The following is a 25,123-nucleotide window of genomic DNA, read 5'->3' as shown; positions in this document are numbered from 1 at the left end:
CATGGCAGAAAACGCGACAGATCAATTTTTTAAAGACAAAGTTTTAGGGCACCCAGCAGGGCTTTTTGTACTGTTTTTTACAGAAATGTGGGAGCGATTCTCTTATTATGGGATGCGAGCCATATTGGTGATTTTTTTAACTGGTTCCCTTTTGGGAGAAAATCCAGGCTGGGAATGGAGTTCATCAGCAGCTTTGTCTCTCTTAGGAACTTATGCTATGTTAGTTTATCTAACCCCCTTGTTAGGTGGCTGGCTAGCTGATAATAAAATTGGATACAGAATGGCGGTTGTTATTGGGGCCTTACTCATGACCATTGGACATGCTTCTATGGCTATTGAAACACCCACCTTCTTGTATATTGGTATTGCTTTTTTAATTATTGGTAATGGCTTTTTTAAACCCAATATGACATCTATAATTTCTAAAATGTATGAGGGTCATGATGACAAAAAAGATGGCGCTTACAACATATTTTACATGGGTGTTAATGCAGGCGCTTTTATTGGTATTATGCTTTGTGGATGGGTTGGTGAAAAGATAGGATGGAGTTTTGGTTTTGGCTTGGCTGGTATTTTTATGCTTTTAGGGATGCTTCAGTTTTATTTTGCACAACCTCTTTTTGGAAACCTTGGTGATAAGCCTGTTAAGGCGACGGTTGAGGAGAAAACTACAACAAATGATGCTTTAAATTCAGAGATAAAACTAAATCATTTTTCAATACTGGATTATTTGTTGATAGGTGTTTTTATCGTTTCCGCTATAATTTTTATCATAAATGATCCGCTGAGTAAGATAGGTGATATACAAACCTTTAATTTTACAATCGCCGGATTAAGCGATTCTTTGTTTTTTGCCTTACTTGCAGCAATTTCTTTTATTTTACTTTTATTGATTAGAATACCGAGGTATCAGCCTATAGAAAGAGATAGAATGATAGCCTTCTCTATATTTTGTATATTCACTATTTTCTTCTGGGCCGCATTTGAGCAGGCAGCGGGGTCTTTACCCATTTATACAAGAGATTTTACTAATAGAATTTTAGAAGGAAATGCAGCAACAACGTTTAAGATTGTTGATTTAATTGTGACTATAGTCCCGCTTGGTGTAATTACCTATGTATTGTTGAGTTTGTTTAGAAAAACGTTTAATAAAATAGGGCTTTCAAATATTATATTGGGTTGCAGTTTCATTATTGTTTGGGTTATTGTGATATATAAGGTTTATATCGAATTTCAATCTACCGAAACCGAGGTTCCTATTACATGGTTCGCAATTTTGAATTCACTTTTTATTATCATGTTCGCACCGCTATTTACCAAATGGTGGGATAGTAAATACAATCCGCCGGCATCAGTTAAATATTTTCTGGGACTTTTTCTTTTGGGCTTAGGTTTTGGGTTTTTAGCCTTTGGAGCTAAAGATGTGGCTCTAGGGGCACAAACAGCAAGCTTAAGTATGGCCTGGTTAGTTTTTGCTTATTTGTTTCATACCCTTGGAGAAATGTGTCTGTCTCCAATGGGCTTATCTTATTTGAGTAAATTGATTCCTGCAAGAATGATCGCCTTTATGTTTGGTGTTTATTACTTGGCTATAGCTATTGGGAATAAACTAGCACATTATGTAGGCGGTGATATTGAAAAGATTACAAGTGAGCATGGGCTTTCTTTTTTCTTTTTGATTTTTACGCTAATACCTATTGGCTTAGGTCTTGTATCATTGCTATTGCATCCGTTGTTGAAAAAACTCATGCATGGTGTTCGTTAATCGAATAAAAAGTTAAAAATATCTCAAATGCTCCTAATTTGGAGCATTTTTTGTAAGTTCGGACCAAGTTTTTCAACCTAAATTATTATGAAAAAAGGACTAGTACTCGTATTGATTATGGGGCTTATAAGTTTAAGCGGCATATCACAAGAAATAAAATGGTTAAGTTTAGATGAGGCTTTAGCGCTGCAAAAAAAGACGCCAAAAAAAATTATGATGGATGTTTATACCAATTGGTGTGGTCCATGTAAGTTATTGGATAAAAAGACTTTTCAAAATCCAGATGTGGCTAATTATGTGAATAAAAATTTTTATGCTGTTAAATTTAATGGTGAAGGTAATGAAGCTATAACCTATAAAGAGAAGACGTTTTCAAATCCTAGTTATGACCCAGCTAGAGTAAATTCAAGAAACTCAGTGCATGAATTGGCGCGTTATTTGCAAGTAAATGCCTATCCTACGATTGTGTTTTTGGATGAAAAGGCTGAGGTAATAGCACCCATTAGAGGGTATCAAACCCCGCCGCAATTGGAATTGTATTTAAAAATGTTCAATCAGAACGACCATAAGAATATAACAACTCAAGAAGAGTTTAATGAATACTATAAAGCGTTTACATCTGAGTTTAAAGGGTAAACATATTAGTTTTGTAAATAGTTTTGTATTACCATTATTTGCTTTATTATTGTGGTCTGGGAATGCTGAGTCTCAAGAACTAATATGGCATACAGATATGTCAAAAGCAGTTGATTTGGCAACTAAAGAGAATAAAAAAATGCTGTTGTTCTTTACCGGTTCTGATTGGTGTGGCTGGTGTACAAAGCTAGAAAAAGAGGTTTTTGATACTTCAGATTTTGCAACATGGTCTGATGATATTGTTTTAGTGGAAGTAGATTTTCCTAAAAGAACGCCGCAAGACGAAAGAACTAGAGGTCAAAATCAAAATTTGCAAAGTATGTTTGGTGTTAGAGGCTATCCAACAGTTTTTTTTGTGTCACCAAAAGTAATGCCTGATGGCAGAACTAACTTAGAAAGTCTTGGTCGTACAGGTTATGTTCGTGGTGGTTCTAAAAAATGGCTGGACATTGCTAATAAAATTGTAGCAAAAGAGCTTTAGCTATTAATAAGAAATAATATAGGCGCCTTTTTTATGTGTTGGATGAAAAGGGATTTTTCTTTTTTTACAAATTTCATCCCATAATTTAATATAGGATTTGTAATTACTGCCATCAGCGATTATGTGTTTTGGTTGTAGTGAGTCAATCAGCCTATTTAGATTTATCTTTGGAGACTGTCGGAGTAGAACGTAATCAGGTCTAAAGGATTTTACTTTATAAATTCCTAAACTATCTATGATGAGTAATTTTTCATTGTTAAATTGATAAACCGATCTAAGAGTACTGTGATGTATGGCGTTTATATGACGTCCGGTAGCGTAATTTTTTGTAATGATATCTTGATTTTTTGCTTGACTGCTTATGTCATGAGCTATTGTCAGTTGGTTATTGACGGTATTGCCAATTAGGCTATGTCTACTTTTATGAAAAATAATAAATTCATTTTGTTTAGGCTTAAGTCTGTTATATATGAGTATAGACTGAATAATTAATATAGCAACCAAGAGTGTTCTAAGTGCTCCATAATTCTTCTGAATCAGAAACTTTATGAAAACAATAATAAATAGGTATGATAAAAAAAGGTTCAATCTACTGAAGGAAATGTGCTGAAAAAGAAAGGCGTCTTGAAGTGCAATCCAGCCAATAAAATCATTCATTCTAGCTATAATATAACCATAAATATCTGCGCCTATTTGCGGTAGTAGATTAGTGGTGGCTAAAGAAATAACGAGAACGCCTAACCCTAAAATTATGCCTAATAAAGGAATGATGACTAAATTTGAAATAAAAAATAGGCCCGGGAATTGATGGAAGTAGTATAAACTTAAAGGTATAATACCACATTGGGCAGCCATGGTAACCGTGAAGGTGTGCCAAAATTTGTCTGTCACCCATGATTTGGGTTGCCAAAGTTTATATAGTAAAGGGTCAATTGTTACGATTCCTAAAACAGCTAAATAACTCAGTTGAAAGCCTACATCAAATAAAAGCATAGGTTTAAAAAGTAAAATAACTAAAATACTTATGGCTAGGGTATTGTAAATATTTGTGGGTCTTTTTAGGTTTAGGGCAATGACTATAATACTAAACATGGTAACCGCACGAGTTACAGAAGCTGATAATCCTGCTATTAGGGCGAAACACCAAAGAAAACTGACCAGTAATAAAGTCTTGATGAGTTTGCCATGTTTGAACCATTCTAAAGGTTTGAAAAGATAGCTTAGAATGAGTAAAAGAATACCAACATGTAGACCAGAAACGGCTAGAATATGAATGGCACCGGCGTTGACGTAGTTCGTGTAAATCTTATCACTAATGTCGTGTCTTTGACCTAATAGTAAGGCGTTAAGGATTGCTAATTCATCAGGTTTGAAGTTGTATGGTTTGAGTTTTTTGTTAATGTACTCACGAATGGAATTTGCAAAACCAAATAAGGTTGTTTTTCTGCGTTGTACCTTTAATAGGTGGTTTTTGGTAATAAAGATTTGATGATAAATATATTTTTTGGCAAGATGGTTTTTGTAATCAAATTGATAAGGATTTAAGGGAGTATTTATTTTGCTGAATAATATTTTGCTAATGTAGATGTCGTCTATTTTAAGTGATTCTGATAACCTGTTTTTTTCAATATTTAAAAGTGTTTTTCCAGAAACCGTGGCATTATCAATAGATTTTAAATCAATAATATATTTGTCATGGTATGCACTTGGTTTTAAAACGGCCCTAACCTTAAATGTTATGACTTTTAAGCTGTCAGTTTTTTTAAATTGATTGGTATAATGACTTGAACGGTTTTTTTTGTTTTGAAAACTGCTTGTTAGCATGCCGATAGAAATCATGGCGCACATGGCACATAATCCAAACCAATAATCTTTTTGGATCTTTTTTTTTGATCGAATTAAAAGTAATAATAGGCAGGCTAGGAGTGCTATAGTAAGGTAAACGCAAGCTATTAAAGTGATTCCTATAAAATGGGAAATAAGTATCCCGATTATAAGGCATAATGTTAATTTTATAATATTGAAATTGAGCAATTTCATGCTCTTACAATATATAAAAAATCTTACAAAATACGCCTAGCTTCGAAAAAGGCTTTTTGCCAATATGCTTCGTTTAATTTGGAAATTATAACGCCTTTGCTACTGGTGGCATGAATAAACTCAATATCATTGTTTTTAATAGCCACTATTAACCCTACGTGATTTATAGAGTTTCTTCTGTTGCCAGTTTTGAAAAATAATAGATCTCCGCGATTAACTTTTCTTAAAGATATCTTCTTTCCTTTCTTGGCCATATCTCTTGATATTCGAGGAAGCACGATTTCATAAGTTTTAAAGGACTCGTAGATCAGTCCGGAGCAATCCATTCCAGCTTCTGTAGTACCGCCCCATTTATATCTTACGCCTTCAAACTGTTTCGCATAATCTATAATATTTTTTTCTATTGATTTTGAGGCTTTAGCTTCTCTTTTCTGAGGTTTGATGTCTTTAAAAGATTCTCGTTCTGTTTCTTTTTGTCCATGAGTTGACGCACTAATCTCATTAGCAGTGGCATCTCTCTTATAGATTTTTTTAGATGACTTACAACTGATAAGCATGGTAAGAACAACATAAACTAGTAGGTAGGGTTTCATGAATCAGTTTTTTAAGCCATTATAAATAAGACGAGCAGTTTTTTCGCTAGCGCCTACGCCGCCAAGTGTCCGTTCTAATTCAAAGTAATCCAAAAACATTTGCTCTCTAAAATCCTTGTCCAGTATTTTGTCAAGTTCTTCTTTGAGTCTTTTCCTATTAAATTCTTTTTGAATCAGTTCAGTAACAACTTCTCTGTCCATCACTAAATTCACTAATGATATAAATTTTAGAGTTACAATACGTTTTGCAATTTGGTAAGATATAGCACTCCCTTTATAGCAAACAACTTGGGGTACTTTAAACAAAGCTGTTTCAAGTGTAGCCGTGCCTGATGTAACTAATGCTGCGGTTGAAATACTAAGTAAATCGTAGGTTTTATTTTCAATAAGGTGGACATTAATAGACTTTATAAAAGTTTTATAAAAACTATAATCTTGACTTGGAGCGCCCGCAATAACAAATTGATAATCTGGGTAATCATCGACTAAACTTAGCATGATATTGAGCATTTTAGTAATTTCCTGTTTTCTGCTTCCAGGAAGTAGGGCAATAATTGGCTTATCACTTAATTCATGGGTTTTTCTAAATTCATGCTCTTTAACTTGTTTTCTATGTGCAATGGCATCAATTAAAGGATGTCCAACGAAAGTGACATCATAATTGTACTTTTTGTAAAAAGGTTTTACAAAAGGTAAGATAACAAACATGGAATCAATGTCTCGTTTTATAGCTTTTACTCTACTAGCTCTAGATGCCCAAACCTGAGGAGAAATATAGTAGTTGGTTTTGTAACCTGCAGCTTTTGCCCACTGCGCTATACGTAAATTAAAACCTGAATTATCAATAAAAATAACGACATCAGGGTTAAATGTACTGATATCAGTTTTGCAGTATGCTATTAGTTTGAAGATTTTATTGAGATTCATAATCACTTCAGTAAATCCCATAAATGCACGTTCCTTGTAGTGCTTAACTAGCGTGCCTCCAGCTGATGCCATAAGATCTCCACCCCAAAATCTAATATCGGCATCATTATCTTGTTTCAATAAGGCTTTTATTAAATTTGATCCATGTAAATCGCCTGAGGCTTCACCAACTAGAATATAGTATTTCATCTTGTCTAGAAGAGTTTAAATACAAAAGTAAAAACGGCAACAAATACTGTTATTAATAGAACGCCTCGTGCCCTGTAATCTTGTCTTTTTTTTATGAAAATAAAGAAGGCTAGTAAATTTAAAATAGCCCCAAGACTAATAAGTTTTCCAAGAAACCCTTCTTTTGCTGCAGCTTGTATGACATGGGTAAAATCTTCACCTTGTCCTAATAAATTGGCGGCAAAAAAAAGTCCAATAGCATTTGCTACTAAACCAATGAACATGCCTATAAATATGTCTTTTTTATTCATTTAAATTCCAAGTGTTTAAATCTTTTATGAAGTCATGTGCTGTAAGATCAAATTGTGTGGGTACTACAGCAACAAAATTGTTGGCAAGTGCCCATTCATCTGTGTCTTCACCACCGTCTAAATTAACAAATTTTCCAGAAAGCCAATAATAATCTTTTCCTTGAGGTGTTTTACGTTTGTCAAATTCTTCAACCCAATTTGCTTTAGCTTGTCTGCATACTTTTATGCCTTTTATAAGGTCTTTTTCTATGTTCGGAATATTTACATTTAGGACAATTCCTTCTGGTATACCACGTTCTAAAACATGCTTGGTTATTGTGCTAACATAAGTTTTTGAAGCTTCAAAATTTGCATTCCAACTGTAGTCAAGTAAGGAAAAACCAATGGCAGGGATTCCTTCAATACCTGCTTCAATAGCTGCACTCATGGTGCCAGAATAAATCACATTAATTGAAGCGTTTGATCCATGGTTAATTCCAGAAACACATAGGTCAGGTTTCCTTCCTAAAATCTGTCTTACAGCTAGTTTCACGCAATCTGCAGGTGTACCTGAGCAGCTGTATTCTTTTTGTGGCCCATCATCAAAATGCACTTCTTCAGAAAACAATGTAGAGTCAAGAGTTATGGCATGGCCCATGCCGCTTTGCGGACTATTTGGAGCGACTACAACTACATCACCTATCTCATTCATAATGGAGATTAAAGTCCTTATTCCTGGTGCACTGATACCATCATCATTAGTAACTAAAATAAGTGGTTTTTTATTCATTTTACATTTTTCATATAGCTTCGCTAAAATACATAAATTCGTGAGTAAAGTCTCATTTTGTTTGGTTTAACAAAAAATTAGTAGCAATTCCCTGTTATGGCATGGTTTTTTCTTTATTTTAGTGAAAAATAAGTTGCGCTTTTAGAAGTGAACAAATTTGTATAGATGAAAAATATTATGAGAAGGAATTATAAAGTACTGTCACTTTTGCTACTCCTAGCATTTGCGTCATGTAGTTTTACTACGAAAAAATTTAGCAACCCGGATAAAGATAAGCTTCTAATTCAGATTATAACGTTTGTTTTAGAACAGGGACATTTTGACCCGATTTCAATGGATGATTCATTTTCAGAGGAATTGTTCAACGATTATATTGAAATTCTTGATCCCGTAAAACGTTATTTTTATCAATCAGATATTAAGGATTTTGAAAAGTATAAGTTAGAAATTGATGATCAATTAAAGGATACAGATATTACTTTTTTCAATATTGTAAATGAACGCATGCTTGAACGAATTGAAGGTGCAAAAGAGATTTATAGAGAAGTGTTAGCTGAACCTTTTGATTATACTTTAGACGAATCTTTTGATACCAATTATGAGAATAGTGAGTTTGTTAAGAATAAAAAGCAAATGAAAGACAGGTGGAGAAAGCAACTAAAGTTTTCTACAATTTCTAATTATGACGACCTGTTTAAGGAAGAAAAGCTTGCTAAAGAAAAAGATCCTGAATATGTAATGAAGACCAAAGAGGTTATGGAAGTTGAAGCTAGGGAGGCGACATTAAAATCTATTGATATTTATTTTAATGATAGTATTGATGATTTAAAACGTGAAGATTGGTTTGCCTTATTTGTGAACACGATAGTTGAAGAATATGACCCGCATACTTACTACTTAGCACCTAGAAATAAAGAAGATTTTGACCAGCGTATGTCAGGTAAATTAGAAGGTATAGGTGCGAGATTGCAAAAACGCATGGACTACATAAAGATTGTAGAATTGATTTCTGGTGGTCCGGCATGGCGTAGTAAGGAGCTAGAAGTTGAGGATATTATCTTGAAAGTTAAACAAGAGAATGAAGAATTTCCAGTGAATATTGTGGGGATGCGCATTAGTGATGCTATAAAATATATCAAGGGGCCTAAAGGCACGAAAGTTACCTTAACTGTTAAAAAAGTAGATGGTAGTCTTAAAGACGTTGTTATTACTAGGGATGTGGTTGAGTTAATGGAAACTTATGCTAAATCTTCTGTAGTTGAAAAGGATAGTGAAAAATATGGCGTTATAAATTTACCTGCCTTTTATGTTGATTTTGAAGATTATAAAAATGTCAACGCTGCGAAAGATGTGAAAAAGGAAATTGACTACTTGAAAAATGAAGGTATTGAAGGATTGGTGCTAGATTTACGTAATAATGGTGGCGGATCTTTACCTACGGTTGTAGATATGGCAGGTTTGTTTATTGAAGATGGACCAGTGGTACAAGTGCGTTCAACAGGAGAGTCAAAAGAGGTTTTAAAAGACAGAGATAAGAGTATTGCTTGGGATGGGCCTTTGGTGATTCTAGTAAATGAAATTTCAGCATCAGCGTCTGAAATTATGGCTGCCGCTATGCAAGATTATAAGCGTGCCATAATAATAGGGAGTAAGCAGACTTATGGTAAAGGGACAGTTCAAAATGTGATTAATTTGAATAATATGTTGAGAAATAATACGAGCGGCGACTTAGGAGCTCTAGCCTTAACCACTCAAAAGTATTATAGAGTTAATGGTGGATCCGTTCAATTAGAAGGAGTGAAAAGTGATGTAGAAGTACCCGGACGTTTTACCTATATTGATGTTGGTGAGAAGGACAAAGGAAATCCATTACCATGGGATGAAATTGATGCTGCCGATTATACGCCTTGGGAGGATTACTTTGACTATGATGCAACTGTGGCGAGAAGCAAAACCCGAATGAGTAATAACGAGCAATTAAAATTAATTGATAAAAATGCGAAGTGGGTTAAAGGCAAGATTGATGAAACGGTGTTTTCTTTAAATTATGAAAAGTATAGTGCTCAAAACGAGTTAAATGAGGAGGAGTCAAAGCAGTTTGATGCCATTTCAGATTATAAAACCAATTTAACTTTTGATTCTACTAGTTACGAGAAAGCACTTTTTGAACAAGATACTACAGATTTAAAGGAAAAGCGTGAAAGATGGCATCAAAGTCTAAGTCAAGATGTGTACATTGAAGAGGCGCTTAATGTGTTAGAGGATTTAAAAGTTTCTTATAGAATTAAAAAAGTGGCTTCTACTGTTAAGAAGTAATAAAAAATTTATGAGTCATAAATCAAACTCATTAAGAGGGTTAGCGCTCCAAAAGTTTAAAAAAAACTTTTGGGGCGTTTTTAGTTTTTGCTTCATCATTTTTGTTGGGTTTATTGCTGTTTTTGCTTACATCTTCGCTCCAGATAATACCCAGCATGCAAACCAAATGCATTTAGCGATTCATTCTAAAAAACCCGGATTTTCTATAGATATGCTAACGATTCCTTCAGATAGAAAAGAGGAGCAAGGGGGGCTAGACGCTATTCTGTTTGGAAAAAAAAATACAAATACTGAAGTTCCAATTTCTGATTTTAGTGTTGAGGATGGTGTTTTGATCTATCAAGAATATGCTGCGGATGGCATAGAGGGTGCTGAGAAAACAATTGAACTTTCAATATTTCCAAACCAGTCTGTTGAAGGGTTTATCGTAGAAAGAACATTTTTGTTTGGTACCGATAAATACGGTCGCGATTTGTTAAGTCGTGTTTTGGTTGGTGCGCGTATCTCCTTTTTTATTGGTTTTGTAGCGGTATTTATTTCACTTCTTATTGGTCTGTTAATGGGGAGTGCAGCGGGGTATTTTGGCGGTAAAGTGGATGCAGTTATCATGTGGGTGATTAATGTAACTTGGTCTATCCCTACGTTACTCTTAGTCATCGCCATTACTTTAGCTTTAGGTAAGGGGTTTTGGCAAGTTTTTATTGCGGTTGGTTTAACCATGTGGGTTGAGGTGGCCAGAATAGTACGCGGTCAAATAATCAGTACTAAAGAAATGCAATATGTTACTGCAGCAAGAGCATTAGGCTACACGGATTATAGGATTATTGTAAAGCATATTTTACCGAATATTATGGCGCCTTTAATTGTGATTTCTGCAGCTAATTTTGCAGCAGCTATTTTAATTGAAAGTGGGTTAAGCTTTTTAGGTATTGGTGCTCAACCTCCTATGGCTAGTTGGGGGGCTATGATAAAAGATCACTACAATTATATAATTCTAGGAAAACCCTATTTAGCTATAATACCCGGGCTCTGTATAATGATTTTAGTGATGGCCTTTATGTTGATTGGTAATGCCTTGCGGGACGCTTTAGATGTGAAGAATTAATCTTGTGCTGGATGATTACATTGCTCATATCAAGCTTAATTAATAGTTCTCAATGTTGCTTGTTTTGCAATGGCTTGCTGAACTCGTGTATTTTATGGAGGTATTAGTTTTGATTTAAATCCATATTTCCATTTAGTTCATCAATGTATTCTAGAACGTCATCTTTTCCAATGCTCTTAGATGAGGATGTAATGAAGTGGTTAGGCATATCTTCCCACGTTTCTAATAGAATGGTTTTGTAGTCTTCAATATGCTTTGTGATGGCATTAGGTTTTAATTTATCGGCTTTTGTGAAAATTATTGAAAACGGTATGCCGTTTTCTCCTAACCATTGCATAAATTCTAAATCAATAGGTTGTGGGGTGTGTCTTATGTCAACAAGTACAAATGCGGTAACGAGTTGTTCTCGTAAGCCAAAATATTGGGTTATAAATTTTTGAAAAACTTTTTTTGAGCTTTTGGAAACTCGTGCATAACCGTATCCAGGTAAATCAACCAAATGCCAATTCTTATTAATTAAAAAATGGTTTATAAGTTGTGTCTTTCCTGGTTTTCCTGAGGTTTTTGCTAAACTTTTACGGCTGGTTAGCATGTTGATTAATGAAGATTTACCAACATTACTTCTACCAATAAAAGCATATTCCGGTAATCTGCTTTTTGGGCATTTAGCGACATCAGAATTGCTAACAACAAATTCAGCAGATTTAATTTTCATAACTCAGATCATTAGGTTTATAGAAGAGATTGTATATAAAGAGGTGACTTTTAGTAGGGTTTTAAAATCCTCTTTTTTCTAACCATGTATTCATGATTTTATTAAACTCATCTGGGTGTTCCATCATGGCCGCATGGCCGCATTTGTCTATCCAATGCAATTCAGAGTCAGGTAAAAGTTCATTGAATTCTTCAGCAACTTCCGGGGGAGTTACATTATCGTTTTTGCCCCAAATGATGCAGGTTGGATTTTTCATTTTTGGTAAATCTTTAGCCATATTATGTCTAATCGCACTCTTGGCAATGGCTAACGTTTTAATTAGTTTGTGTCGGTCGTTAACCGTTTCGTAAACTTCGTCAACAATCTCCTTAGTGGCAACCGCGGGGTCATAAAAAACATCTTGTGCTTTCTTTTTTATAACCTCATAATCGCTCCTCTTGGTGTATCCACCTCCCATGGCGCTTTCGTACAATCCAGAACTTCCTGTAATAATAAGAGCTTTTACAGTGTCAGGGTACATTTTAGTGTGGTATAATCCAATATGACCACCTAATGAATTTCCTAATATTATAACTTCCTTATAGCCCTTGAAAACTATAAAATCATGCAGGTATTTCGCAAAACTCTTTACGTTGGTTTTCAATAAAGACATGGTGTATATAGGTAGTTCGGGAATAAGAACTTTATATCCTTTTGCACTAAAAAAATCAGTAACAGAATCAAAGTTACTTAGACCTCCCATAAGACCATGTAAAATGATTATGGGTGTGCCTTCACCAGCCTCAATATAGCTATATTTTTTTTCTTTTTTTAAACTATGCGCCATTCATTAATTAGTCAGTCGTTCAAAACAAATATAGGTATTTCATTGATATTTCCACTATAATAATTCTTTTCAAAGCAAAATCATATAGCTGTAATTGGGAATATTAATATTAAGATGTTAACAATCCTAATCTCACATACAGAAGTGTTTCGTTTGGTGGAAGATAGCGCTCTCGTTGAACGGGCCTGTTTTAAATCGGTCTAAAAACCTATTTAGTCGAAAATTTATTAACAAAGTGGTATTAAGTGGTAAAATGTGGTAAAATTTTCGATATATTTGAAAAGTAAACTAATTATTTCCAACAAACTGCTTTGAGCTTAATAACAGGGACATACGATTGTAAAGTTGATGTGAAGGGTCGATTAATGATGCCCGTCGCTATCAAAAAGCAGTTGTCGTCAGTGTTGCAAGAGGGTTTTGTGGTTCGACGTTCAGTTTTTCAAAAATGCTTAGAGCTTTATCCTATGAGAGAGTGGCAGGTTTTGATGCAGAAAATGAACAAGTTGAACAAGTTTAAGAAAAAGAATAATGATTTTATCAGACGGTTTACCGCTGGAGCAAAAATAGTAGAGGTAGATGCTAATGGGCGGTTACTGATTCCGAAGGACTTGACGGTTTTTGCTGATATTTCTAAAAATATTGTAGTGGCTTCTGCTATCAATATTATTGAAATTTGGGATAAAGATTTGTATGAACAAGCTATTGATGATGCTGCGGTTGATTTTGCAGATTTAGCTGAAGAGGTAATGGGACAAGACGATGACGACCATGGAATATCATAACCCTGTATTGTTAAAAGAAACGGTTGATGGCTTGGCTATTGATCCTGATGGCGTTTATGTGGATGTCACTTTTGGTGGTGGAGGTCATAGTAAAGAAATGTTGAGTAGGTTGGGTGAAAAAGGCAGGTTGTTTGCTTTTGACCAGGATGCTGATGCGTTAAGGAATGAAATTGATGATGATAGGTTTGTTTTAATTCATGAAAACTTCAGATATATCAAACGTTTTTTAAGATTTCATGGGGTTAAGAAGGTGGATGGTATTCTTGCTGATTTTGGCGTGTCATCGCATCAATTTGATGTTGCGGAGCGTGGGTTTTCAACGCGTTTTGAGGCTGATTTAGATATGCGAATGAATCGACAAAACAAACTATCTGCTTTTCATGTTGTTAATGAGTATAAGGAAGAGCAATTAAAGCAGGTGCTTTTGCAGTATGGTGAGTTGCGTGCTGCTCCTGCAATGGCTAGGTTAATAGTGGAGTATAGAGAGCATGAGCCTATTGTAACTAGTGAGCAATTGAAAACAGTATTGAGAAAATTTTTGCCGCCACGTCATGAAAATAAAGTGTTGGCGCAAATTTATCAAGCCATAAGAATCGAGGTTAATCAAGAAATAGAGGCTTTAAAAGAGTTTTTATTGCAAACGCCGCAATTGCTGGAAAAAGGAGGGCGGTTAAGCTTTATATCATATCATTCTCTTGAAGATAGGTTGGTGAAACGGTTTATTAGAAATGGCTTGTTTGAAGGGGAGCCAGAGCGCGATATGTTTGGCAATTTTGAGGTGCCATTGAAGAAAGTAAATGGTTTAATTGTGCCGTCTGCAGAAGAAATAAAACAAAACAATAGAGCTAGAAGTGCAAAGCTAAGGATTGCAGAGAAACTATAGATGAAGCGTAATATTTATAACATATTAAAGGGGACTTTTTTAGTTAGTGATGACGCATTTAAAAATTGGCGCTTTATACTGTTTATCTCAGGATTGGCTTTGGTGATGATTGCTAGTTCGCATAGTGCTGATAAAAAGGTGTATGAAGTAGCGCGCTTAAAAAATGAAGTTAAAGAAATGCGTTCGGCTTTTGTAGATGGCCGGTCTAAGTTGATGATGTTGAAAATGGAATCGCATGTGGTAAAAGAAATGCAAGAAAAAGGGTTGGTGGTCTCAGAAAACCCACCACAAAAAATAAAAGTGAAAACTCAAAATTAGCAGGTAACATTGGCTGTAGATGATAAAAACATATTGAATCGTTTGTATTTTGTGGCAGGCTGCATGTTCATATTTGGAATTGCTGTTGTTTTTAAGTTATTGAGCATTCAGTTTCTTCAAGGTGAAAAATACAAGGCCCTGGCAACAGAACGCGTTGTTAAGGATGTTGTGATTCCGGCAAATCGCGGCAATGTATATTCGGTGCATGGCAATCTTTTGGCTACATCTATTCCGAGATACGATATTCGCTTTGATGCTTTGACGCCTTCATCTGTAAGGTTTGAAAAGTATGTAAAACCACTATGTGATTCATTGTCTTTGTATACAGGCAAAGCTTCACATACATTAGAAAAAGACCTTCGTCGGGCAAGAATAAACAGAAACAGATATTATTTGTTAGCAAGAAATATTGGGTATTCTGATTATATGCGTATTCGCAATTTTCCATTACTAAGTTTAGGTGCTTTTAAAGGTGGCTTGATTGTAGAGCAAACTACTAAGCGCGAACATCCTATGGGTGGAATAGCTCAAAGAACAATAGGGTATGAGCGGATTGATGATCAAGGTAATATTACTAGGCCAGGGATTGATGGAGCTTTTGGCGTAAAATATTTGCGTGGGGTTGATGGGCAACGCAAAAAACAGCAAATAGGGAAGGGGCAATGGAAGCCTTTAAGTGATGCAAACGAAATTGAGCCTAAAGATGGGTATGATGTGTATACTACAATTGATGTGAACATTCAAGATATAGCGCATCATGCACTTTTAGAACAATTGGAAAAATATAGAGCAGACCATGGCTGCGTGGTGGTTATGGAGACCAAGACCGGTGAGATAAGGGCGATTTCTAATTTGGGAAGAAATAAAAACGGACATTATTATGAGCGTTTAAATTATGCTGTTGGAGAAAGTCATGAGTCTGGCTCAACATTTAAGCTGATGGCTTTGGCTGCAGCTTTTGAAGATAAGGTTGTTGATACCAGTGATGTTGTAGATACGGAAAAGGGTGTTTTAAGTTTTTATGGTAAAAAAGTTCGTGATTCAAAACGTGGCGGTTACGGAAAGATAACGGTTTCAAAAGCTTTTGAGGTATCCTCTAATACTGGTATTGTTAAGGTGATTGATCAAGGATATAGAAAACAACCTGAAAAATTTATTGATAGGTTGTATGAGATGAATTTAAACGATAGCTTGAGTTTGCCTATAATAGGTGAGCCAGTTCCAATTATACCGGACCCTAGGGTTAAAAATGGACGTTGGAGTGGTATAGCTTTACAGTGGATGGCATATGGCTATGGAGTTTCTTTTACGCCATTGCAAACGCTCACGTTTTATAATGCTGTTGCTAATGATGGCGTAATGGTTAGGCCACGATTTTTAAGGGAGGTTAAGGAGTTTGATAAGGTAGTAGAGCCTTTTGAGAGAGTGGTTATTAATGAGCAAATCTGTTCAAAAGAAACTATAGGAAAGTTGCAAGCCCTGTTAAAAAATGTAGTGGAAAAAGATCATGGTACAGGGCATAGGTTGTATGCAAAAAACTTTTCAATGGCTGGTAAAACGGGGACTTGTCAAAAGGATTACAGGGATAAAGAAAAGTTGAATTATATTTCTTCGTTTGCAGGGTATTTTCCTGCTGAAAATCCAAAGTATTCATGTATTGTGGTTATTCATGAACCTGAAAAAGGTATCGGTTATTATGGTGCAGACGTGTCTGGTCCTGTTTTTAAACGTGTAGCGAAAAAAATATACACAGATACGCCTTTGGTTGATGAGGTGGCGTCTTTAGAGGTTCAAGCAGTTGATGTTAATGAAGATTATGAAAATTTTTATCATACGGCACAAACCTATAAGACTATTATGCCAAACTTAATAGGCATGCCGGCTATGGATGCTATCGTGTTATTGGAGAACATGCAAGTGGATCTAAATGTTAAGTTGGAAGGACATGGTATAGTGAAGGCGCAATCCATTAATAAGAATAAAAAATTAAAGTCAAATCAAACTGTAGTCTTAAGAGCCTCATGAAAGCATTAAAAGATATACTATACAAAGTAACCATAAATGCAGTTGTAGGAAATACAACGGTTAACGTGCGTATGGTTGATTTTGATAGTCGAAAAATCATGGAAGGTGATTTATTTGTTGCTAATAGGGGAGTGGTTTCTGACGGTCATGATTTTATTAATAAGGCTGTTGAAAACGGTGCCAAGAGTGTTGTTTGCGAAAGTATGCCAGAAAACCTAGTGGATGGTGTAACCTATGTTGAAGTTGATAATTCGAGTAAAGCTTTGGCTATTATAGCATCCAATTACTATAATAACCCATCAGAGAATTTAAAGTTGATTGGCGTTACAGGTACTAATGGGAAAACCACGGTGGCAAGTTTGTTGTATCAGTTATTCAAAAAAGCAGGCTATAAAGTTGGTTTGTTGTCTACGGTCAAAGTATTGGTAGATAATAAGGCATATGAAGCAACGCATACAACACCAGATTCGTTCACTATAAATAAGTATTTAAGTCAAATGAATGCTGAAGGAGTCGAATTCTGTTTTATGGAAGTGAGTTCGCATGGTATTCATCAAAACCGTACAGAGGGGTTGTCTTTTAAAGGAGGAGTTTTTACTAACTTATCTCATGATCATTTAGATTATCATAAAACTTTCGCAGAATATCGTGATGTAAAGAAAAGGTTCTTTGATACGCTTTCAGGAGATGCCTTTGCTTTGGTAAATGTTGATGATAAAAATGGCTTGGTTATGCTTCAAAATACCAAAGCTAAAAAATATACATATGCTTTAAAGCAATATGCTGATTATAAGTCACAAATATTAGAAAATCAATTTAGCGGCTTATTGCTCAAAATTAATGAAAGTGAAGTATGGACCAAGCTTATAGGAAGTTTTAACGCCTATAATGTATTGGCTATTTATGCAGTAGCAGAATTATTAGGCCTTGAAAAGGTTGAGATACTCCGTTTAATAAGCGATCTAGATAGTGTAAGCGGGCGTTTTCAATATGTGGTTTCTGAAGATAAAATCACGGCTATTGTTGATTATGCTCATACGCCTGATGCATTAAAAAATGTATTGGAGACTATTAATAGTATACGTACTAAAAATGAGGAATTAATCACGGTTGTAGGTTGTGGTGGTGATCGAGATAAAGCGAAACGTCCGGTCATGGGACATATTGCATCAGCACTAAGTACTAAGGTAATTTTTACTAGTGATAACCCACGGAGCGAGAAGCCTGAAGATATATTAAATGAGATTGAAGCAGGTGTAGAGCCTCAAGACTTTAAAAAAACATTGACTATAGAGGATAGAAAACAGGCTATTAAGGCGGCTTGTCAAATGGCACAACCCCATGATATAATTTTGATTGCGGGTAAAGGTCATGAAACGTATCAGGAAATAAAGGGTGAACGCTTTGATTTTGATGATTTAAATATTGTAAAGGAATTATTGAAGCGATTAAAAAATTAGAAGGGCCATTCCTGAGATGTCAGGAAATGATTTAAAATAAAACAAATATTACACTAAATGTTGTATTACTTATTTGAGTATTTAGAAAAACAGTTTCAGCTTCCGGGAGCGTCACTTTTTGGGTTTTTAACCTTTAGAGCGGCTTTGGCAATGATTTTTGCGCTGTTATTTTCAACTATTTATGGTAAAAGAATTATTGGGTTTTTACTACGACAGCAAGTTGGTGAAACCATAAGAGATTTAGGCTTAGAGGGGCAAAAAGAAAAGGCGGGAACGCCAACAATGGGAGGAGTTATTATTATTCTTGCTACTTTGATTCCTGTGCTATTATTGGCAAAACTTGACAATATTTATATTATTCTTTTGATTGTTACAACACTTTGGATGGGAACCATTGGGTTTATTGATGATTATATCAAAAAGTTTAAAAATGATAAAGAAGGCTTAAAAGGGCGTTTTAAGGTATTAGGGCAAGTAGGATTGGGAGTAATTGTGGGAGCAACGTTGTTTTTCAGCCAAGATGTAACAATGAAAGAAAAGTTGCCTTTGGAGCAGCAAAAAGTGTTGCTAGCTGAAAACCCAGATCTTGAAGCTTCAAAATTGTTTAGTGCAGAGATAAAATCAACAAAGACAACCATTCCTTTTGTTAAAGGAAATGAAATAGATTATGCTAAAGTTATAACATGGATCAGTCCATCCCTGGAAAAATATGCTTGGATAGTTTTTATTCTGGTGTCTATCTTCATAATTACTGCGGTTTCTAATGGGGCGAATTTGACGGATGGAATAGATGGTTTAGCGGCTGGAACCTCTGCCATCATTGTGCTTACTTTAGGGATTTTTGCATGGGTTTCGGGTAATATTATTTTCTCAGAATACCTCAATATCATGTATATCCCACGTGTGGAGGAAATAACAATTTACATCGCAGCCTTTGTTGGAGCGCTTATCGGTTTTCTTTGGTATAATACATATCCGGCTCAAGTTTTCATGGGTGATACTGGAAGTTTAACTATTGGAGGAATTATCGCTGTTATTGCTATAGCGGTAAGGAAGGAGTGGCTTATACCTGTGCTTTGCGGAATTTTTTTAGCAGAAAACTTATCGGTTGTTATGCAGGTGAGTTGGTTTAAATATACTAAAAAGAAATATGGAGAAGGAAGGCGCATATTTAAAATGTCACCGTTGCATCATCATTATCAGAAGCTAGGATATCATGAGAGTAAAATTGTTACAAGATTTTGGATTGTGGGGATATTGCTTGCGATTGTTTCAATAGTGACATTGAAAATAAGATAAATGAAAAGGCTGGTTGTTCTTGGAGGAGGAGAAAGCGGCATTGGTACGGCGCTTTTGGCGAAAGCAAACGGGTATGAAGTTTTTGTTTCGGATAAAGGCGGAATAAAAGAGAAGTACAAAGAAGTTCTTATACATAATGAGATTGAATGGGAGGATACAAGGCATACAGAATTAAAAATTCTAAATGCTGATATCATAATGAAAAGTCCCGGTATTCCTGAAACTGCAGATTTGGTGAGGGAAATTCGTAAATGTGGTATTCCAGTGCTTTCTGAAATTGAATTCGCTTCAAAATTTACTAATGCCACCCTAGTTGGTATTACAGGGAGTAATGGGAAAACAACAACAGCTACCTTAACGCATCACATCTTGAGACAAGAATTAAATGTGGGTTTGGCTGGAAATATTGGAGATAGTTTTGCCAAGCAGGTGTATGAAGAAGATTTTGAAAACTATGTCCTTGAAATTAGCAGTTTTCAGTTGGATGATTGTATTGGTTTTAAGCCGCATATTGCTGTTTTGCTTAACATAACTCCAGATCATTTAGATAGATATGATTATAAATTTGAAAACTATATCGCATCTAAATTCAGAATTGCAAGGAATCAAACAAAAGATGATTATTTGATTTATGATGCTGATGATGAAGTCATCGTGAATCACTTAAAATATCATCCAGTTCAATCAACATTATTGCCATTTTCATTAATTAAAACCATTGAAAAAGGGGCTTATTTAGATAAAGAAAATATTAAAATAACTATAGATAATACAGAGATAATTATGCCAACATCAAAATTAGCATTAGAAGGAAAGCACAACATTAAAAATGCAATGGCAGCTTCTACTGTAGCGCATTTATTAAAAATAAGAAAACAAACGATTCGAGAGAGTTTAGAAAACTTTCAAGGTGTAGAACATCGTTTAGAGCAGGTGCTTAAAATTAATAAGGTGCAATATATTAACGATTCTAAAGCGACCAATGTAAATGCTACGTATTATGCATTAGAAAGTATGGATGCACCAACAGTTTGGATTGTTGGAGGTGTAGATAAAGGAAATGATTATCAAGAGTTGTTTTCTTTTGTTAATGAAAAAGTAAAAGCTATTATTTGTTTGGGTGTCGATAATGAAAAATTGATGAGCACTTTTGGAAATATGGTAGACATCATTATTGAAACGCAGTTCATGAGTGAAGCTGTAAAAATTGCTTATAAAATTGCTGAAGCTGGGGATAGTGTATTATTGTCGCCTGCTTGTGCCAGTTTTGATTTGTTTGAGAACTACGAAGATAGAGGACGTCAATTTAAAAACGCGGTTAGAAAACTGTAATAATAATACTAATAATACGTGCAGTCACTATTTAAAAATATAAAGGGAGATCGGCTTATTTGGGCTATAGTAGCGTTATTGGCTATTTTGTCATTTCTGCCCGTCTATAGTGCTGCCAGTAATTTGGCTTATAAGGGTGAAGGCGGTAACACCTTCTCCTTTTTTATCAAACATTTTGTGCATCTTGTATTGGGATTTGCTATTATGTACGGTGTACATAAGATTCCTTATCGATATTTTAAGGGGTTGTCTTTGGTAATGATTCCTATTGTCTTGGTGTTGTTAGGTTTAACAATGCTACAAGGAACAACAATAGCGGGGGCTAATGCGAGCAGATGGATTCAGATTCCTTTTGTTGGTATGTCTTTTCAAACGTCCACTTTGGCAGCAGTGGTTCTCATGGTTTATGTCGCTCGATATATGTCTAAGGTTAGTGATAAAGAGGTGTCGTTTAAAGAATCTATTTTACCACTTTGGGTGCCTGTTTTTTTAGTTTTGATATTGATTCTTCCGGCAAACTTTTCTACAGCTGCCATTATATTCTTAATGGTGGTGATGTTGGTTTTTCTCGGTGGTTATCCTATAAGATATTTGGCGGTTATTATAGGTTCAGGGCTTTTGGTGTTGACATTATTTATATTGATAGCTAAGGCTTTCCCAGATGCTATGCCTAATAGGGTTGATACATGGATGGGGCGTATAGAAAGCTTCTCAAACCCTGAAGATACAGAGGCAGATTATCAGATAGAAAAGGCTAAAATTGCTATTGCAACAGGCGGAATTCAAGGTGTTGGTCCCGGTAAGAGCATGCAAAAGAATTTTTTACCGCAGTCATCCTCAGATTTTATTTTCGCCATAATTATTGAGGAGTATGGATTAATAGGAGGCGGTGTGATTATGACCCTGTATTTGTGGTTGTTATTTAGAATTGTAATTGTTTCACAAAAATCTGACACTATATTCGGTAAGTTGTTAGTGCTTGGCGTTGGTTTGCCTATTGTTTTTCAAGCGTTAATAAATATGGCTGTGGCTGTAGAATTATTTCCGGTTACAGGTCAAACACTGCCGTTAATAAGTAGTGGAGGAACCTCTATCTGGATGACTTGTTTGGCAGTGGGGATAATTTTGAGTGTGAGCGCAAAAAGAGAAGAAATAAAAGAGCAAGAAATTAGAGAGGAAAATCCATTAGAAATACTGTCAGAAGCATTATAAATGAGTAGCTATAATATCATATTATCAGGAGGGGGAACAGGAGGTCATATTTATCCGGCCATTGCTATTGCAAATGAGTTGAAATCTCGTTTTCCTGATGCTAAAATTTTATTTGTTGGCGCTCAGGATAGAATGGAAATGGAGAAAGTGCCAGAGGCTGGATATGAGATAGAAGGCTTGTGGATTTCGGGTGTACAGCGTCAGTTGACCTTGAAGAATTTAAGCTTTCCTTTTAAAGTACTTAGTAGCCTTTGGAAGGCCCGCCAGATTGTTAAGGCTTTTAAGCCTGATATAGCTATTGGAACAGGTGGTTTTGCTAGTGGTCCGTTATTGCACGTTGCGGCTTCTAATAATGTGCCTACATTAATTCAAGAACAAAATTCATACCCTGGAATAACGAATAAGTTGTTGGCGAAGAAAGCAAAAAAAATATGTGTGGCCTATGATGGGTTAGAGCGTTTCTTTCCTTCAGATAAGATTATAAAAACAGGAAACCCAGTAAGAAAAGGACTCTTAAGTATTGCCGCAAAGGTTGATGAAGGGAAGGCCTTTTTTCATTTAAAGCCTGAAAAAATAACCTTATTGGTTATTGGCGGTAGCTTAGGGTCAAGGCGTATTAATCAGTTGATAGAAAATAAACTGGATTTTCTAGATGCACAAAATGTACAGATTATATGGCAATGTGGAAAGCTTTATTATCAGCAGTATAAAATTTATGGCAATACAAAGCATGTTCAGGTTTATGAGTTTTTGAATACTATGGATTTGGCCTATGCAAGTGCGGATCTTATTATATCAAGAGCCGGAGCAAGTTCCGTTTCGGAATTATGCATTGTAGGTAAACCAGTTATTTTTATTCCTTCGCCTAACGTGGCTGAAGATCACCAAACAAAAAATGCTATGGCCATTGTAGATAAGCAAGGGGCTATGTTAATTAAGGAGGAAGATCTAGATGCGGATTTTGAAAATAAGTTCTCGCAATTGGTAGCATCTAGTGAAAAACAGAAATCACTAGGGGAGAATATAAAAAAGTTAGCGCTGGTTGATGCAACAGATGAAATTGCAAACGAAATAGAAGAGATATTGAAAGAAAATAAATGAATTTAAATCAAATACATAACGTTTATTTTATTGGTATTGGAGGTATTGGTATGAGTGCCTTGGCTCGATATTTCAAAGCAAAAGGAAAAAGTGTAAGTGGATATGATAGAACGCAAACTGAAATAACTGATAGTTTACAAACTTTAGGTATTGCTGTGCATTTCGTTGATAGCGTTGAGCAGATTAATCCTGTTTTTTTAGATAAAGATACGACCTTAGTGGTTTATACGCCTGCTGTTCCTGGAAGTCATAAGGAATTGAATTATTTCATGGCTCACAATTTTCAAGTGGTTAAGCGATCTAAAGTTTTAGGTATGATTACTGAAAACACGTTTTGTTTAGCTGTAGCTGGAACCCACGGAAAAACAACTACAACAAGTATTTTAGGGCATTTATTGAATGTTTGTGATGTTCCCTTAACAGCTTTTTTAGGCGGTATTAGCGAGAATTATAATTCTAATTTAATTCTTAACGGGACTGAGGTTACCGTTGTAGAGGCAGATGAATTTGATAGGTCTTTTTTAACCTTATCACCAAATTTGGCTTGTATAACGTCAATGGATGCAGATCATTTGGATATCTATGGTGATGCCTCGGAAATAGAGAAATCATTTCAGGATTTCTCTAAGCGAATCAAGCCAGGCGGAAAGCTGTTTTTTAGAAACGGTTTGCCCTTAGAAGGTATGACTTATGGCATTGATGATGATTCTGATTATTCAATACAAAATATAAAAATAAAAGAAGGAACCTATTTTTTTGATGTGAAAACACCAAAGATGGTCCTTGAAAATTTAGAATTTAACCTACCCGGTAGACACAATCTGTCGAATGCATTAATAGCCTTGGCGATGGCTGTAGAATATGGTTGCCCGTACCAACAGCTCGCCAAAGCTTTAGCATCTTATAGCGGTGTTAAGCGCAGATTTACCTACCAAATTAAAAGAGATGACCTTGTGCTTATTGATGATTATGCGCATCATCCGGAAGCAATTAATGCTGTTTTTAGCGCAATAGAAGAAATGTTTCCTAAGAAAAAAGTGCTTGCGGTTTTTCAACCACACTTGTATTCTAGGACGCGAGACTTTATAGATGATTTTGCAAAAAGTTTATCACAGTTTGATGAACTAATATTGCTAGATATTTATCCGGCCAGAGAACTACCAATTGACGGCGTGACTTCTGAATGGTTGTTGAGTAAGGTTAATTGTGAGCATAAAAAGTTAGTGACAAAAGAAAAATTGTTGGATGAAATAAGTGTTAGTGATGCTCAGGTTATTTTAACAATGGGGGCTGGTGATATTGGGGATGAAGTGCAACATATAAAAAGAAGATTGAGTAATGCGAGTTAATTGGGATTACATAAGGATGATTGTTTTGTTGGGCGTTGTAGGCGTTTTATTCGCTTTTTCGACGACTAGGAATGCGAATCGTGCGATCTCCATGCCTCAGGTTGAGTTTGTGAGTGAAAATAATCTTTTTATAACTAATGAAACTGTTAGTAAATTGTTAATACAAAATTGTGGAGGTGTTAAAAACGTGCCCAAAGAAACTTTAGATTTGAATGAATTAGAAAAAGCCCTCAAATCTAATCCTATGATAAAAACTGCAGAGGTGTATGTTGCTGTAAATGGTTTACTTAAAGCTAAAATAGAGCAAAAAACACCAATTGCGAGAGTTAGTACAAATGCATCTTATTACATTGATGACGAAGGTTTATTTATGCCATTGTCAAAAAATTATTCTGCTAGAGTACCATTAGTTACTGGTTATGTTGAAAAAAACAAATTACAAAACCTTTATAAGGTTGCACGTAAAATTAATGATGATGACTTCTTAAAAAGACATGTTATAGAAATACATCAAGAGGTTAATGGGGCGATTGCTTTGAGACTTAGGAAGTATAAATTTTTAGTGCAATTAGGAAGTGTTGATTTGTTAGATAAAAAAGTAAATAATTTAAAAGCGTTTTATCTTAAAAACTTAAAAGATAATACACTCAATAAGTATAGTAAAGTGAATTTACGGTTTGAGAACCAAGTAATATGTACCAAAATTTAAG

General features: G+C 35.2%; 23 protein-coding genes. 16 read left to right on the top strand and 7 right to left on the bottom strand.

Translation table 11 applies throughout. From position 1 onward, the window contains the following. Position 1 precedes the first annotated feature (1 nt). From IE051_RS07395 to IE051_RS07385, 3 genes are all read left to right on the top strand, one after another. On the top strand, positions 2–1,765 hold the full coding sequence (locus IE051_RS07395) for a peptide MFS transporter (RefSeq protein ID WP_189360147.1): 1,764 nt from the start codon (positions 2–4) through the stop codon (positions 1,763–1,765). 87 nt (positions 1,766–1,852) lie between these two features. Beyond that, positions 1,853–2,401, top strand: a complete 549-nt coding sequence (locus IE051_RS07390) for a thioredoxin family protein (protein WP_189360146.1) — start codon at positions 1,853–1,855, stop codon at positions 2,399–2,401. Further along, a complete protein-coding gene (locus tag IE051_RS07385; RefSeq protein WP_189360145.1) occupies positions 2,361–2,882 on the top strand; it encodes a thioredoxin family protein in 522 nt (173 codons plus the stop codon). The genes IE051_RS07390 and IE051_RS07385 overlap by 41 nt, the downstream gene beginning before the upstream one ends. Before the next feature lie 3 nt (positions 2,883–2,885). On the opposite strand, the gene IE051_RS07380 is transcribed toward IE051_RS07385, so the two are convergent. Genes IE051_RS07380 through surE form a run of 5 tightly spaced genes read right to left on the bottom strand, consistent with a single transcriptional unit; the run spans position 2,886 to position 7,690 of the window. After that, entirely contained in the window at positions 2,886–4,922 is a 2,037-nt protein-coding gene (locus IE051_RS07380) for a ComEC/Rec2 family competence protein (protein ID WP_189360144.1), read from the bottom strand. 23 nt (positions 4,923–4,945) lie between these two features. Continuing rightward, positions 4,946–5,515 (bottom strand): C40 family peptidase, encoded by a 570-nt coding sequence (locus IE051_RS07375; RefSeq protein WP_189360143.1) that lies wholly within the window; start codon positions 5,513–5,515, stop codon positions 4,946–4,948. Between the two features lie 3 nt (positions 5,516–5,518). Continuing rightward, positions 5,519–6,631 (bottom strand): lipid-A-disaccharide synthase, encoded by a 1,113-nt coding sequence (gene lpxB / locus IE051_RS07370; protein WP_189360142.1) that lies wholly within the window; start codon positions 6,629–6,631, stop codon positions 5,519–5,521. Positions 6,632–6,636: 5 nt separating this feature from the next. Continuing rightward, the gene (locus IE051_RS07365) at positions 6,637–6,921 is read right to left on the bottom strand and encodes a hypothetical protein (RefSeq protein ID WP_189360141.1); all 285 of its coding nucleotides are present in this window, start codon (positions 6,919–6,921) and stop codon (positions 6,637–6,639) included. Then, positions 6,914–7,690 carry a 5'/3'-nucleotidase SurE gene (gene surE / locus IE051_RS07360; protein ID WP_189360140.1) on the bottom strand — a complete coding sequence of 259 codons (777 nt, stop codon included), beginning with the start codon at positions 7,688–7,690 and terminating at the stop codon, positions 6,914–6,916. The genes IE051_RS07365 and surE overlap by 8 nt, the downstream gene beginning before the upstream one ends. A 177-nt stretch (positions 7,691–7,867) precedes the next feature. Between surE and IE051_RS07355 the strand changes: the two genes are divergently transcribed. Together IE051_RS07355 and IE051_RS07350 are read left to right on the top strand one after the other, a co-directional pair. Next, positions 7,868–10,006 carry a carboxy terminal-processing peptidase gene (locus IE051_RS07355; protein ID WP_189360400.1) on the top strand — a complete coding sequence of 713 codons (2,139 nt, stop codon included), beginning with the start codon at positions 7,868–7,870 and terminating at the stop codon, positions 10,004–10,006. Positions 10,007–10,016: 10 nt separating this feature from the next. Further along, entirely contained in the window at positions 10,017–11,111 is a 1,095-nt protein-coding gene (locus IE051_RS07350) for an ABC transporter permease (protein WP_189360139.1), read from the top strand. Positions 11,112–11,214: 103 nt separating this feature from the next. Here IE051_RS07350 and yihA read toward each other — a convergent pair whose 3' ends face one another. After that, positions 11,215–11,826, bottom strand: coding sequence for a ribosome biogenesis GTP-binding protein YihA/YsxC (yihA, locus tag IE051_RS07345; RefSeq protein ID WP_189360138.1), 612 nt, complete (start codon positions 11,824–11,826; stop codon positions 11,215–11,217). A gap of 61 nt (positions 11,827–11,887) precedes the next feature. After that, entirely contained in the window at positions 11,888–12,652 is a 765-nt protein-coding gene (locus IE051_RS07340) for an alpha/beta fold hydrolase (RefSeq protein ID WP_189360137.1), read from the bottom strand. Between the two features lie 311 nt (positions 12,653–12,963). Here IE051_RS07340 and mraZ point away from each other — a divergent pair, with 311 nt between their 5' ends. The 11 genes from mraZ to IE051_RS07285 all read left to right on the top strand — a co-directional run bounded on the left by mraZ (position 12,964) and on the right by IE051_RS07285 (position 25,122). After that, positions 12,964–13,434 (top strand): division/cell wall cluster transcriptional repressor MraZ, encoded by a 471-nt coding sequence (gene mraZ, locus IE051_RS07335; RefSeq protein WP_189360136.1) that lies wholly within the window; start codon positions 12,964–12,966, stop codon positions 13,432–13,434. Beyond that, positions 13,421–14,317, top strand: a complete 897-nt coding sequence (gene rsmH / locus IE051_RS07330) for a 16S rRNA (cytosine(1402)-N(4))-methyltransferase RsmH (RefSeq protein WP_189360135.1) — start codon at positions 13,421–13,423, stop codon at positions 14,315–14,317. Before mraZ ends, rsmH begins: the two co-directional genes overlap by 14 nt. After that, the gene (locus IE051_RS07325; RefSeq protein WP_189360134.1) at positions 14,318–14,635 is read left to right on the top strand and encodes an FtsL-like putative cell division protein; all 318 of its coding nucleotides are present in this window, start codon (positions 14,318–14,320) and stop codon (positions 14,633–14,635) included. A 63-nt stretch (positions 14,636–14,698) separates the two neighbouring features. After that, positions 14,699–16,660, top strand: coding sequence for a PASTA domain-containing penicillin-binding protein (locus tag IE051_RS07320; RefSeq protein WP_189360399.1), 1,962 nt, complete (start codon positions 14,699–14,701; stop codon positions 16,658–16,660). Beyond that, positions 16,657–18,120, top strand: coding sequence for a UDP-N-acetylmuramoyl-L-alanyl-D-glutamate--2,6-diaminopimelate ligase (locus IE051_RS07315; protein WP_189360133.1), 1,464 nt, complete (start codon positions 16,657–16,659; stop codon positions 18,118–18,120). The genes IE051_RS07320 and IE051_RS07315 overlap by 4 nt, the downstream gene beginning before the upstream one ends. A 57-nt stretch (positions 18,121–18,177) precedes the next feature. Further along, positions 18,178–19,419: a phospho-N-acetylmuramoyl-pentapeptide-transferase gene (mraY, locus tag IE051_RS07310; protein WP_189360132.1), complete on the top strand. Its 1,242-nt coding sequence runs from the start codon at positions 18,178–18,180 to the stop codon at positions 19,417–19,419. Beyond that, a complete protein-coding gene (murD, locus tag IE051_RS07305; protein ID WP_189360131.1) occupies positions 19,420–20,751 on the top strand; it encodes a UDP-N-acetylmuramoyl-L-alanine--D-glutamate ligase in 1,332 nt (443 codons plus the stop codon). It begins immediately after the preceding gene. A gap of 18 nt (positions 20,752–20,769) precedes the next feature. Then, the gene (locus tag IE051_RS07300) at positions 20,770–21,963 is read left to right on the top strand and encodes an FtsW/RodA/SpoVE family cell cycle protein (RefSeq protein WP_189360130.1); all 1,194 of its coding nucleotides are present in this window, start codon (positions 20,770–20,772) and stop codon (positions 21,961–21,963) included. After that, on the top strand, positions 21,964–23,064 hold the full coding sequence (gene murG / locus IE051_RS07295) for an undecaprenyldiphospho-muramoylpentapeptide beta-N-acetylglucosaminyltransferase (protein WP_189360129.1): 1,101 nt from the start codon (positions 21,964–21,966) through the stop codon (positions 23,062–23,064). It begins immediately after the preceding gene. Continuing rightward, complete coding sequence (murC, locus tag IE051_RS07290) at positions 23,061–24,413, top strand: UDP-N-acetylmuramate--L-alanine ligase (protein WP_189360128.1); 1,353 nt, start codon at positions 23,061–23,063, stop codon at positions 24,411–24,413. The genes murG and murC overlap by 4 nt, the downstream gene beginning before the upstream one ends. Beyond that, positions 24,403–25,122 (top strand): cell division protein FtsQ/DivIB, encoded by a 720-nt coding sequence (locus tag IE051_RS07285; RefSeq protein ID WP_189360127.1) that lies wholly within the window; start codon positions 24,403–24,405, stop codon positions 25,120–25,122. The genes murC and IE051_RS07285 overlap by 11 nt, the downstream gene beginning before the upstream one ends. The last annotated feature ends 1 nt before the right edge of the window (position 25,123 follow it).

The organism is Algibacter mikhailovii (assembly GCF_014651495.1).
Taxonomy (GTDB): domain Bacteria; phylum Bacteroidota; class Bacteroidia; order Flavobacteriales; family Flavobacteriaceae; genus Algibacter_E; species Algibacter_E mikhailovii.
Note: the sequence above shows the minus strand (reverse complement) of the source record. Positions and strands in the feature narration are given on the sequence as shown.